We start from the raw sequence: 11,708 nt of genomic DNA on the forward strand, positions 1-11,708 counted from the left end.
GCGATGCAGAACAGCCTCTACGTCAACCTGTCGGCCCAGGTCGCCCTCGACAAGCGCCTGACCACCACCGCCAACAACGTCGCCAACATGTCGACGGCGGGCTACCGGGCCGAGGAGACCAAGTTCTCGGCGCTCCTCGCCCAGGCGACCAAGGGCGCGGTGGCCTTCGTCAATTCCGGCGACACCTACCTGTCGCGAGCCTCCGGCCCGATCACGAAGACCGATTCGCCCCTCGACGTCGCGCTCCAGGGCGATGCCTGGCTCGCCATCGGCGGCCAGTCCGGCCCCGCCTATACCCGCGACGGGCGCCTGACGATGGACGCCACCGGCCAGCTGCGCAGCCTCACCGGTCAGCCGGTGCTCGATCCGGGCGGCTCGCCGCTGCTCCTCGATCCGCAGCAGGGCCCCCCGACGATCGGTCGCGACGGCAGCATCTTCCAGGGCACCAACCAGGTCGGGGCGCTCGGCGTCTTCATCCTCGACAAGAAGGCGACGCTCACCCGGGCGCCCGGCAACGCCGTGACCTCCAGCCTGCCGGCGCGCCCGGTCCAGGACTTCACCGGCATCGGGGTGGTCCAGGGCTACGTCGAGGGCTCGAACGTCAACCCGATCATGGAGATGACGAAGCTCATCACCATCCAGCGCGCCTTCGAGAGCGCCGCCACCGCGACCGCGGAGGCCGAATCCTCCCTCCAGAGCGCCGTGAAGTCGCTCTCGCCGCAGGGCAGCTAGGATGACGGCCGATCCGCTCGCGCGCCTCGCCGAGACGATGGCGGCCGCCCGCCGGGACGGCGCGCTGGTGCGGATCGGCGGCCCGATCCGCGAGGTCACCGCCAGCGCCTGCCGGATCGGCGGCGTCTCGCCCTTCGTGCGCCTGGGCGACCGCATGGCCTTCGAGGCCGGCGGCCGCGAGCAGGTCGGCGAGATCGTCCGGGTCGATGCCGAGGGCGCGACGCTGAAGGCCTACGAGAGCCGGATCGAGGCCGGGATCGGCACGCTCGCCCGCCGCCTCGGCCCGGCGGAGCTGCGGCCCGACCCGAGCTGGAAGGGCCGGGTCATCGACGCGCTCGGGCGCCCGGTCGACGGGGCCGGCCCCCTCGTCCACGGCGAGCGCGCCAGCCCCCTCGACGCCGACCCGCCGGCGGCCCTCGGCCGCGCCCGGGTGCGCGCGCCCTTGCGCACCGGCGTCCGGGCGCTCGACCTCTTCACCCCGCTCTGCGCCGGCCAGCGCATCGGCATCTTCGCGGGCTCCGGCGTCGGCAAGTCGACCCTGCTCGCCATGCTGGCCGGCGCCACCGGCTTCGACAGCGTCGTGGTCGCCCTGGTGGGCGAGCGCGGGCGCGAGGTGCGCGAGTTCCTGGAGGGCGCGCTGGCGCCGAGCCGTGCCCGCGCCGTCGTCGTGGTCTCGACCGGCGACGAGAGTCCGATGATGCGCCGCCAGGCGCCGAAGGTGGCGCTGGCGGTGGCCGAATCCTTCCGCGACCGCGGCGAGTCGGTGCTGCTCATCGTCGATTCGGTGACCCGCTACGCCCACGCCGCCCGGGACGTGGCGCTGGCGGCCGGCGAGCCGGCGGTGGCCCGCGGCTATCCGCCGAGCGTCTTCTCCGACCTGCCGCGCCTGCTCGAGCGGGCGGGCCCGGGGCTGGAGGGCCGCGGCACCATCACGGGGGTGTTCTCGGTGCTGGTCGACGGCGACGACCACAACGATCCGGTCGCCGACAGCATCCGCGGCACGCTCGACGGCCACGTCGTCCTCGACCGGGCCATCGCCGAGCAGGGCCGCTACCCGGCGGTCGACCTCCTCGGCTCGATCTCGCGGCTCGCCACCGAGGTCTGGACGCCCGAGCAGCGCGACCTGATCCGCAAGCTCCGGGCGATGATGGCCCGGTTCGAGGAGACCCGCGACCTGCGCCTGATGGGCGGCTATCGCGCCGGGACCGACGCGGAGCTCGACCAGGCGATCGGCCTCGTGCCGCGGATCTACGACGCCCTGCGCCAGGATCCGTCCCAGCCCGCGAGCCAGGACGCGTTCCTCGAACTCGCCCAGTCGCTGCGGGGCTGACGCACGATGGCGATCCGGCTCCCGCGCCTCGTGGCGCTCCCCTCCAAGCCCCGCGCAAGCCTGCGCGGGTCTATTCCGGCCGAAACCCTGCCGCAGGCGGCCCGTCCGCCCGCGCCCGACCAGCAGAACCCCGCCGCCCGGCAAGTCCGGCCCCGCATCCTGACGAACGAGGTCCCGCAATGAGTCTCATCGGCGTGCTCCGCTCCGGCGTCTCCGGCATGAACGCCCAGTCGAACCGCATCTCGACGGTGGCGGAGAACATCCAGAACTCCGGCACGACGGGCTACAAGCGCAGCTCGGCGGAGTTCTCGTCGCTGCTGATCGCCGACAGCGCCGGCGGCAACTACAACTCGGGCTCGGTCGAGACCAAGGTGCGCCGGTCGGTGACCGAGGGCGGCACCCTCAACGCCACGACCTCGAAGTCCGACCTCGCGATCGACGGCAACGGCTTCTTCGTCGTCAAGGACCCGTCCGGCGCGCCCTACCTGACCCGGGCCGGCAACTTCAAGGTCGACGGCGTCACCGGCAACTTCTCCAACGCCGCCGGCATGACCCTGATGGGCTACAGCCTGCTCGACGGCGAGCCCAACCCGACGCTCAACAGCGTCACCGACATGGTGCCGATCAACCTCGCGTCGGTCAGCACCCGGGCGACCCCGACCACCGAGGCCAGCCTGTCGGGCAAGCTGCCGCTCGACGGCGCCGTGACGCCCGGCGGCCAGTACGCCAAGAAGTACTCGCTCGTGACCTACGACAAGCTCGGCAAGAGCCAGACCCTCGACGTCTACCTGTCGAAGAACACCGGCGGCACCTGGACCGCCTCGATCTACAACGCCGCCGCCAACCCGACCCCGGCCGGCTCCACCCCGGCCCTGCCGGCCGCCGGCCAGCTCGGCACCGCGACGCTCAGCTTCGACGCGCAGGGCCGGCTCGCGAATGCCGGCACCGGCACCGCCAAGTCGATCACCCTCAACACCGCCCCGGGCGGCGCGGGCGAAAACATCACCCTCGACTTCTCGGGCCTGAACCAGCTCGCCGGCGACTACAGCGTCGACGGCAAGGCCGACGGCAAGGCGCCGGCGGCGGTGACCGGCACCGAGTTCGGCGCCGACGGCACCGTCTACGCCTCCTTCGAGGACGGCACGCGGCTCGCTGCCTTCAAGGTGCCGCTCGCCACCGTGAAGAGCCCGGACAACCTCCAGCCGCGCTCCGGCAACGTCTACCAGGTCAGCGTCGATTCCGGCGACATCCAGGTCGGCTTCGCCAACCAGAACGGCCGCGGCGGCATCAAGTCCGGCGCCCTCGAGCAATCGAACGTCGACGTCAGCACCGAGCTGACCGCGATGATCGAGTCGCAGTCGGTCTACACCGCCAATTCCAAGGTGTTCACGACCGGCAACGAGATGCTCGACACCCTGATGAACCTGAAGCGGTAGCCGGTACGGCCACCGGGAGCTGACAGATGGGCCTCTCGCTCGCACTCGACTCGGCACGATCGGCGCTCCTCGCGACGTCGAGCCAGATCGCCGCCTCCGCGCGCAACACCGCGGGGGCGAACGATCCCGGCTACTCGCGCAAGGTCGTCAGCCTGGTGAGCGGGGTCGGGGGGACGACCGTCGTCGTCACCCGGGCGAGCGACGCGGCCCTGTTCATGCGCAAGCTCGCGGCGTCCTCGGGCGCCGCCGAGCGCCAGGCCCTCCTCGACGGCATCACCGCCCTGTCGAAGACGGTGGGCGACACCAGCGATGCCGGCTCGCCGGCCGCCCGGCTCGGCGCCCTCAACGCGGCGCTGCAGGCCGCCGCCAACCGCCCGGACGACGCCAACCTCGCCCGGGCCGCGGTCGAGAGCGCCCGCGACCTCGCGGCGAGCCTCAACGCCGCGGCCTCGGCCGTGGAGCAGGTCCGGTCCCAGGCCGACCAGGGCATGGCGGACTCGGTCTCGCGGATCAACGACCTGCTCGGCCAGTTCGAGACCGCCAACCGGGCGGTGATGCGCGGCACCGCCGCGGGCCAGGACATCAGCGACAGCCTCGACGCGCGCGACCGGGTCCTGTCGCAGCTCTCCGAGGAGGTCGGCATCACCGTCTCCGACCGGTCGGGCGGCGACATGGCGATCTACACCGACAGCGGCGTGCCGCTCTACGAGCGCGGCGCCCGCACGGTGAGCTTTTCGCCGCGCGCCGGCTTCCCGGCGGGCACGCAGGGGGCGGCCGTCATGGTCGACGGGGTGCCGGTCACCGGCGCCACCTCGCCGATGCGGATCGCTAGCGGCAAGCTCGCCGGCTTCGCGGCCCTGCGCGACGAGACGGCCGTCGCCTACCAGGGACAGCTCGACGCCATCGCGGGAGCGCTCGTCGACACGTTCCAGGAGGCCGATACCCGCAGCCCGCCGGCCTATGTCGGGCCGCTGGCCGGCCTGTTCACCGCAGGGTCCGGCGCCGCGTTGCCGGCCTCGCAGACGGGGCTGGCGAGCCGAATCGCCCTCAACGCCGCAATCGACCCGCAGGCCGGCGGCGACGTCACGCTCCTGCGCGACGGCGGCATGAACGGCGGCGGCTACCGGGCCAACCCCTCGACCGATGCGAGCTATGCCGGGCGCCTGCGCGCGCTCACCGGCGGGCTGTCCGCGGCGCGCAGCTTCGATCCCGGCCCGTCCCTGCGCGAGACCGCGACGCTCGCGGGCTTCGCGGCCGATTCCGCCGGCTGGCTCGAGGCGAGCCGCAAGGCGGCGTCGAACGACGCCGACTACCAGAAGACCCTGCTCGGCCGGGCCACCGAGGCCCTGTCGAACGTCGCCGGCGTCAACGGCGACGACGAGACCGCGCAGATCCTGCAGCTCCAACGCTCCTACACCGCCTCGGCCAAGATCCTGACCATGGTGGACGACCTGCTGAAGACCCTCTTCGCCGCGGTGCGGTGAGGCTATTTCGCGGCGATCCAGAGACAGAGCCCTGCCAGCCATGATGACCACGAGCTACATCTCCAGCCTCAGCCTGTGGAACCTCCCCCGCAGCGCGTCGGGGCGGCTCCAGGCCGAGATCGCGAACGCCACCCAGGAGATCGCCGACGGACGCTTCGCCGATGTCGGCCTGTCCCTCGGCGGCCAGGTCGGCCGCAGCCTCTCCCTGCGCCAGAGCGCGGCGGAGATCGCCGCCCTCAAGGACGGCAACGGCCTCACCGCCTCCCGCCTCAACGCGAGCCAGGCCAACCTGCAGCAGATGCAGAAGGCGGCCGATGCCCGGCTCGCCACCCTGACCGGTCTGCCCGCCGACCAGCGCGTCGCCGCGATGGCCGCCTCGGCCGACGACACCCTGGCGACGCTCACCGGCCTCCTCAACGCGACCTCGAACGGCCAGTCGCTGTTCTCCGGCACCAACACGGGCGCGAGCCCGATCCGCGACGGCGCGGCGGCGGTGGCCAAGACCAACGCGGTCGCGGCGTTCCAGAACGCCTTCGGCTTCCCGCCGTCGGATGCCCGGACCGCGGGCCTGACGGCCGCGCAGATCCAGGGCTTCCTCGAGGGCACGGTCGCGGCGCAGTTCGCCGACCCGAACTGGGGCACGACCTGGTCGCAGGCCTCCTCGACCCCCATCACCAGCCGGATCTCCCTCACCGAGACCGTCACCACCTCGGTCGGCGCCAACGAGACGGCGTTCCGCCGGCTCGCCGAGGCCGCCCTGGTGTCGTCGCTCGGCATGACCGGCCTCTCGGCCGAGGCCCAGGCAGTCGTCTCCAACCGGGCGATGAGCCTCCTGAGCAAGGGCAGCGCCGGGCTGGTGTCGCTCCAGGCCGATCTCGGCCGCGCCCAGGCCCGGATCACCGACGCCAACGCCCGGCTCGACGCGCAGTCGGCCCTCGTCACGAAGGAGATCGCAGGTCTCGAGGCCGTGGACCCGGCCGAGGCCAAGACCCGGCTCAACGCCGCGACGACCCAGCTTCAGATGTCGTACTCGCTGACCGCGCAGCTCCAGGGCCTGTCCCTGCTGAAATACATCTCGTAGCGCGCCCCCGCCGCGCCACGCCGACCCCACGCGCTGACACATACGAGGCATCGGCTCGATGTACCGCTTTTCCTATTCCGAGATCCTGGAGGACGCCCCGGAGGTCGGCCGCGACCGCGAGCGCGCCGCCTTCGACCGGGCCCTCACCCTCCTGCGCGACGTGGAGGCTCGCGGCCTCGCCGGGCCGGAGCGGACCGCGGCCGTCGGTTTCGTGCAGGAGCTCTGGAACGTCCTGATCGCCGACCTGCTCGAGCCCGAGAACGCCTTGCCCGCCTCCCTGCGCGCCGACCTGGTGCAGATCGGCGCCTGGACGATGCAGGAGGCCGGCGAGGTCCTGCGCTCGCCCGAGCGCAGCCTCGCGGCGCTGATCGAGGTGAACACCTCGATCCGCGACGGGCTGCGGTGAGCCGCACCATGCGCCTGTCGCTGCGAGCCGGGGAACGGATCTACATCAACGGCGCCGTGCTGCGGGTCGACCGGAAGGTGGCGATCGAGCTCATGAACGACGCCACCTTCCTGCTGGAGAGCCACGTCCTCCAGGCCGAGGAGGCGACGACGCCGCTGCGCCAGCTCTACTTCGCGGCGCAGACCCTCCTGATCGAGCCCGCCAAGGCCCAGGCCGCGCGGGCGCTCTACGACGGCATCCGGGACGGGCTGCTGGCCGCCACCGGCGAGCCGGCCCTGCGCGAGGGGCTGGCCTCGGCCGACGCCCTGGTGGCGGCCGGGCGCCTGTTCGAGGCGCTCAAGATGATCCGCGGGCTCTATCCCCTGGAGGCCGCTCTCCTGGCCGCCGATGCGGCGGCCTTCGCGGACCCGGCAGCCCTCGCCGACCCGGCGGCGCGCTCCGAGCCGGTCCCGCCCGCCGCCCCGTCCCCGTTGCCGACCCTCTCCGCCCTCGGCCGCCGCCCCCGCGGGGTCGAGCGCCCGCGCGAGCGGCCGCTGCGCCGCCCGCCGGTCGCCGGCCGCCTCGCCGCGGCGGCGGCCCTGCCCGCCCACGATCCGGAAGCCTGACATGACCGTCGCCAGCACCACCAGCGCCACCGGGGGCGTGACCTCGACCGCCGCCGCCGCCGCCAAGGCGACCAGCTCGGTCGCCTCCTCGATGAACTCGGACACCTTCCTGACGCTGCTCGTGGCGCAGCTCAAGAACCAGGATCCGACCAAGCCGATGGACTCGACGCAGTATGTCGGCGAGCTGGCGACCTTCTCGCAGGTCGAGCAGGCGACGAAGACCAACCAGAAGCTCGATTCGCTGCTCGCCTCGAGCTTCCTCGACCAGGCCGATTCGGTGATCGGCCGCACCCTCACCTCGGCCGACGGCACCGTGACCGGCACCGTCCAGTCGGTGAAGGTGACCGCCGACGGGGTCCAGGCGCGGCTCACCAGCGGCGCCGACGTACTGCTGACCTCCGGCATCACGATCCAGTAGGATGCCGCGACAGGCCTCCGCGAGCGGTCACCCGTGATCGACATCCCATGATCGGTATTCCATGAACGAGGTCGACGCCCTCGAACTCGTCCGGGCCGCGATCTGGACCGTCATCGTCGCCGCGGGTCCCGCGGTCGGCGCCGCGATGCTGGTCGGCATCGCGGTGGGTCTGCTGCAGGCGCTGACCCAGATCCAGGAGGTCACCCTGACCTTCGTGCCGAAGATCGTGGTGATCCTGCTCGTCCTCCTCGTCACCGGCACCTTCATCGGCGGGCAGATCTACACCTTCGCCGAGGCCGCCTACGGGCGCATCGCGACCGGTTTCTAGCGCTCGATCGCCCTCCCAACCCTCGCGCAAGCTTGCGGCGGCAAAGGATGCCGTACGGCACTCCGTGCCGCGTGAGCCTTGGCGAAGGGTGGTCGGGACATGGCAGCGGGCGCAGCACTGGCGGTGGAACGCAAGTCGCGGCGGGATTTCGGCTTCGCGGCCGGCATCGTGGCGATCCTGGCGGTGCTGTTCCTGCCGGTGCCGGCGCTGCTCATCGATGTCGGGCTCGCCTTCTCGATCGCCCTGTCGGTGCTGATCCTGATGGTGGCGCTCTGGATCCAGAAGCCGCTCGAATTCTCCGCCTTCCCGACCGTGCTGCTGATCGCCACGCTGTTGCGCCTGGCGCTCGGCATCGCGACGACGCGGCTGATCCTGGCCAACGGCCAGAAGGGCGTGGACGCCGCCGGCCACGTCATCCAGGGCTTCTCGCAGTTCGTGATGAGCGGCGACTTCGTGATCGGGATCGTGGTCTTCCTGATCCTGATCACCGTCAACTTCCTGGTCATCACCAAGGGCGCGACCCGCATCGCGGAAGTGGGCGCCCGCTTCACCCTCGACGCGATCCCCGGCAAGCAGATGGCGATCGACGCCGATCTCAATGCCGGGCTGATCGACGACAAGGAGGCGCAGCGCCGCCGCCGGGAACTGGAGGAGGAGAGCGCCTTCTTCGGCTCGATGGACGGCGCGTCGAAGTTCGTGCGCGGCGAGGCGGTCGCCTCGCTCATCATCATCGCGGTCAACGTCTTCGGCGGCATCATCATCGGCACGACGCGGCACGGCCTGCCGCTCGGCACCGCCGCCGACATCTTCACCAAGCTCTCGGTCGGCGATGGCCTCGTCTCGCAGATCCCGGCGCTGATCGTCTCGCTCGCCGCCGGCCTGCTGGTCTCGAAGGGCGGCACGCGGGGCACCGCCGAGCAGGCGGTGATCGGCCAGCTCGGCGCCTATCCCCGCGCGCTCCTCGTGGCGGCCGCCATGATGGGCGTGTTCGCGCTCGTGCCGGGCCTGCCCTTCCTGCCCTTCATGGCGCTGAGCGGGCTCCTGTTCTTCATCGCCCGCACCATCCCGCGCCGCCTGCAGGCGCAGGCCGCCGCGACGGAGGCCAAGGCGAAGGCCGAGGAGGCGGTCCGCCAGGCCGAGGCGAAGGAGAAGGATTCGGTCAAGGACTCGCTCAAGACCCCGGAGATCGAGCTCAGCCTCGGCCGCCAGGCCGGCTCGCAGATCCAGGCCTCGCAGTCCGAGCTCGGCCACCGGGTCGCCAAGATGCGGCGCAAGTTCGCCCGCCAGTACGGCTTCGTCGTGCCGGACATCAAGGTCTCGGACAACCTGGCGCTGCCGCCCAAGAGCTACCAGATCCTGATCCACGGCACCGTGGCGGCGAGCCAGGAGCTGCGCCCGGGCGAGATGCTGGTGGTGGTCGGCGACGGCCCCCGCCCCGACGTGCCGAGCGACGAGGTGCGCGAGCCCGCCTTCGGCATGAAGGCGCTCTGGGTGATGGATTCCTATGCCGGCGAGGTCCGCCGCGGCGGCTTCGAGCCGATCGACGGCGCCTCGGTGCTGCTCACCCACCTCTCCGAGGTGATCCGCAACAACCTGCCGCAATTCCTGTCCTACAAGGACATGCGCGCGCTGCTCGACCGGCTCGATCCCGAGTACAAGCGCCTGCTCGACGAGATCTGCCCCTCGCAGATCTCCTATTCGGGCCTCCAGGCGGTGCTCAAGCTGCTGCTCGCCGAGCGGGTCTCGATCCGCAACCTGCACCTGATCCTGGAGGCCGTCGCGGAGATCACCCCGCATGCGCGCCGGGCCGAGCAGATCGCCGAGCACGTCCGGATGCGCATGGCCCAGCAGATCTGCGGCGACCTCGCCGAGAACGGCGTGCTCAGCGTGCTTCGCCTGGGCGCCAGCTGGGACCTGTCGTTCCACCAGAGCCTGAAGCGCGACGCCAAGGGCGAGGTGGTGGAGTTCGACATCGACCCGCGCCTCGTCGAGCAGTTCGGCACCGAGGCCTCCGAGGCGATCCGTGCCCGGATGCGCGAGGCGCACGGCTTCGCCCTCGTCACCGCCCCCGACGCCCGGCCCTACGTGCGGATGATCATCGAGCGGATCTTCCCGACCCTCCCGGTGCTCTCGCACCTCGAGATCGCGCGGGGCGTCGAGATCAAGTCGCTGGGCACGGTCTCGTGACGGGGATCGGGCCGGACAGCTTCCTCGCCGTCTTCCTGATCTTCTGCCGGGTCGGCGGCTGCCTCCTGGTGGTGCCGGGCTTCTCCAGCCCCCGGGTGCCCCAGCAGGTGCGCCTTCTCATCGCCGGGGCCGTCTCGCTCGCCATCGCGCCCCTGATCGTGCCGCAATTCGAGCCGCGGCTGGCCGGGCAGGCCCCGGCCCAGACCCTCGCCTGGATCGCCACCGAGACCCTGACCGGGCTGATGATCGGCTTCCTCGGCCGGGTCTTCATCCTGGTGCTAGAGACGGTGATGAACGCGACCTCGACCATGGTGGGCTTCGGCAGCATGCCGGGCACGCCGATCGAGGGCACCGATCCGGTTCCGGCGGTCGAGGCGCTGATCCTGCTGACCGCGACCGCGCTCCTGTTCGCCGCCGACCTGCACTGGGAGCTGTTTCGCGGCCTCGTCGAATCCTACGCCCGCATCCCGCCCGGCGAGGGCGTCGGCAGCCAGATCATTCTGACCCGGATCGTCGACCAGGTCGCCGGCGCGTTCATGCTCGGGCTGCGGATCACCGCGCCGTTCATCATCTACTCGATCCTGGTCAACCTCGCGGCCGGCTTCGTCAACAAGCTCACGCCGACGATCCCGGTCTACTTCATTGCCACGCCGTTCGTGATGTTCGGCGGGCTCCTGATGCTCTACTTCCTGGCGGGCGAGTTCATGACCCAGTTCCTCCTCGGCTACGCGGCCTGGCTGGTGCGCGGCTGATGGCGGCCGGCGCCGGCGACCGGCTCAAGCGCGCCAAGCGCCTCGTCGCGGTGCAGGAGCAGATGCGCCGGGTGGCGGAGATCGAGCTCGCGGCGACCCGCGAGCGCGCCGCGGCGCTCGAGGCCGACCGGGCGCGGCTGCTCGCCGCCCTGTCCGAGAGCGCCCACGGCCCGATGCTGCTGGAGGCGACCGCCCGGCGCCTGCGCGGGCTCGCCGCGCAGGCCACCGCGGTGGAGGTACAGGCCGCCGCCCAGGCCGAGGCGGTGCGCGAGCGCGGGCTCGCCCAGAAGCGCGCCGAGGCGCTGGCCGAGCGCCGGGCCGACGACCACCGCCGCGAGCTCGACAAGCGCGCCGACCTGGAGCGCCTCGACGGCCTGGCCGCCCGGCCCGGCGCGGCTCCCGACGCAAGCCTCCCGTAAGCCAGGCGCGGTAACACTCCGTTCACCGAACGAGTCCGGACCCGACTGCCGATGAGCATCTCCCCGCCCTCAGACATCGTGCTCGACGTCGCCCGGGCCGCCGATCCGGCGCGCTTCCAGGAGGCCGCCGCCAAGCTGTCGCAGCCCGGCAGCGCCGGCGCGACCGCCTTCGCGGACGCGGCCCGCGACGTCGGGCTCTCGACCCACATGCCGCTCGACGCCCGCGGCGCCCTCACCGGCCTGCAGAACCAGACCGCGATGTCGGGTGCCGGCAGCGACCCCTACAAGAAGTTCGAGGGGCTGGTGCTGCAGCAATTCGTCGAGGCGATGATGCCGGAGAAGTCCGAGACCGTGTACGGCAAGGGCAATGCCGGCGGGATCTGGAAGTCGATGCTGGCCGAGCAGATCGGCACGCAGATCGCCAAGGCCGGCGGCATCGGCATCGCCAAGATGCTGAACGCCGCCCACCCGGGCACCCCCGCGGCCGCGCCGACGGATGCCGCCAACCCGGCGGCCAAGGTCTGACCGCC

The 11,708-nt window shown here is 72.0% G+C and carries 13 protein-coding genes and 1 pseudogene; all 14 read left to right on the forward strand.

What is annotated here, in order from left to right; translation table 11 throughout:
* Positions 1-3: 3 nt before the first annotated feature.
* The 14 genes and pseudogenes from flgF (at position 4) to BMX97_RS02390 (ending at position 11,703) form a co-directional block, all read left to right on the forward strand.
* Positions 4-732, forward strand: coding sequence for a flagellar basal-body rod protein FlgF (gene flgF / locus BMX97_RS02330; protein ID WP_091744976.1), 729 nt, complete (start codon positions 4-6; stop codon positions 730-732).
* Position 733: 1 nt separating this feature from the next.
* On the forward strand, positions 734-2,062 hold the full coding sequence (gene fliI / locus BMX97_RS02335; protein WP_091744979.1) for a flagellar protein export ATPase FliI: 1,329 nt from the start codon (positions 734-736) through the stop codon (positions 2,060-2,062).
* Between the two features lie 6 nt (positions 2,063-2,068).
* The gene (locus BMX97_RS32665; RefSeq protein ID WP_177202091.1) at positions 2,069-2,245 is read left to right on the forward strand and encodes a hypothetical protein; all 177 of its coding nucleotides are present in this window, start codon (positions 2,069-2,071) and stop codon (positions 2,243-2,245) included.
* Complete coding sequence (locus BMX97_RS02340; protein WP_091744981.1) at positions 2,242-3,498, forward strand: flagellar hook protein FlgE; 1,257 nt, start codon at positions 2,242-2,244, stop codon at positions 3,496-3,498. Before BMX97_RS32665 ends, BMX97_RS02340 begins: the two co-directional genes overlap by 4 nt.
* Before the next feature lie 26 nt (positions 3,499-3,524).
* Positions 3,525-4,982, forward strand: a complete 1,458-nt coding sequence (gene flgK / locus BMX97_RS02345; protein WP_091744983.1) for a flagellar hook-associated protein FlgK — start codon at positions 3,525-3,527, stop codon at positions 4,980-4,982.
* Positions 4,983-5,022: 40 nt separating this feature from the next.
* On the forward strand, positions 5,023-6,063 hold the full coding sequence (locus BMX97_RS02350; protein WP_177202092.1) for a flagellar hook-associated family protein: 1,041 nt from the start codon (positions 5,023-5,025) through the stop codon (positions 6,061-6,063).
* Between the two features lie 58 nt (positions 6,064-6,121).
* Positions 6,122-6,469 carry a flagellar biosynthesis regulator FlaF gene (gene flaF / locus BMX97_RS02355; RefSeq protein WP_091744985.1) on the forward strand — a complete coding sequence of 116 codons (348 nt, stop codon included), beginning with the start codon at positions 6,122-6,124 and terminating at the stop codon, positions 6,467-6,469.
* 8 nt (positions 6,470-6,477) lie between these two features.
* Positions 6,478-6,855, forward strand: a pseudogene (flbT, locus tag BMX97_RS33485) (flagellar biosynthesis repressor FlbT); the annotation flags it as partial.
* A gap of 220 nt (positions 6,856-7,075) precedes the next feature.
* On the forward strand, positions 7,076-7,492 hold the full coding sequence (gene flgD / locus BMX97_RS02365; protein ID WP_060846117.1) for a flagellar hook assembly protein FlgD: 417 nt from the start codon (positions 7,076-7,078) through the stop codon (positions 7,490-7,492).
* 61 nt (positions 7,493-7,553) lie between these two features.
* The gene (locus BMX97_RS02370) at positions 7,554-7,820 is read left to right on the forward strand and encodes a flagellar biosynthetic protein FliQ (RefSeq protein WP_091744987.1); all 267 of its coding nucleotides are present in this window, start codon (positions 7,554-7,556) and stop codon (positions 7,818-7,820) included.
* A gap of 99 nt (positions 7,821-7,919) precedes the next feature.
* A complete protein-coding gene (gene flhA / locus BMX97_RS02375) occupies positions 7,920-10,007 on the forward strand; it encodes a flagellar biosynthesis protein FlhA (RefSeq protein WP_091744989.1) in 2,088 nt (695 codons plus the stop codon).
* A complete protein-coding gene (gene fliR / locus BMX97_RS02380; protein WP_244538237.1) occupies positions 10,004-10,759 on the forward strand; it encodes a flagellar biosynthesis protein FliR in 756 nt (251 codons plus the stop codon). The genes flhA and fliR overlap by 4 nt, the downstream gene beginning before the upstream one ends.
* A complete protein-coding gene (locus BMX97_RS02385; protein ID WP_091744991.1) occupies positions 10,759-11,178 on the forward strand; it encodes a hypothetical protein in 420 nt (139 codons plus the stop codon). Before fliR ends, BMX97_RS02385 begins: the two co-directional genes overlap by 1 nt.
* 51 nt (positions 11,179-11,229) lie before the next feature.
* Entirely contained in the window at positions 11,230-11,703 is a 474-nt protein-coding gene (locus tag BMX97_RS02390) for a rod-binding protein (RefSeq protein ID WP_060846122.1), read from the forward strand.
* The last annotated feature ends 5 nt before the right edge of the window (positions 11,704-11,708 follow it).

It is taken from the genome of Methylobacterium sp. ap11 (genome assembly GCF_900110515.1).
Classification (GTDB): Bacteria; Pseudomonadota; Alphaproteobacteria; order Rhizobiales; family Beijerinckiaceae; genus Methylobacterium; species Methylobacterium ajmalii.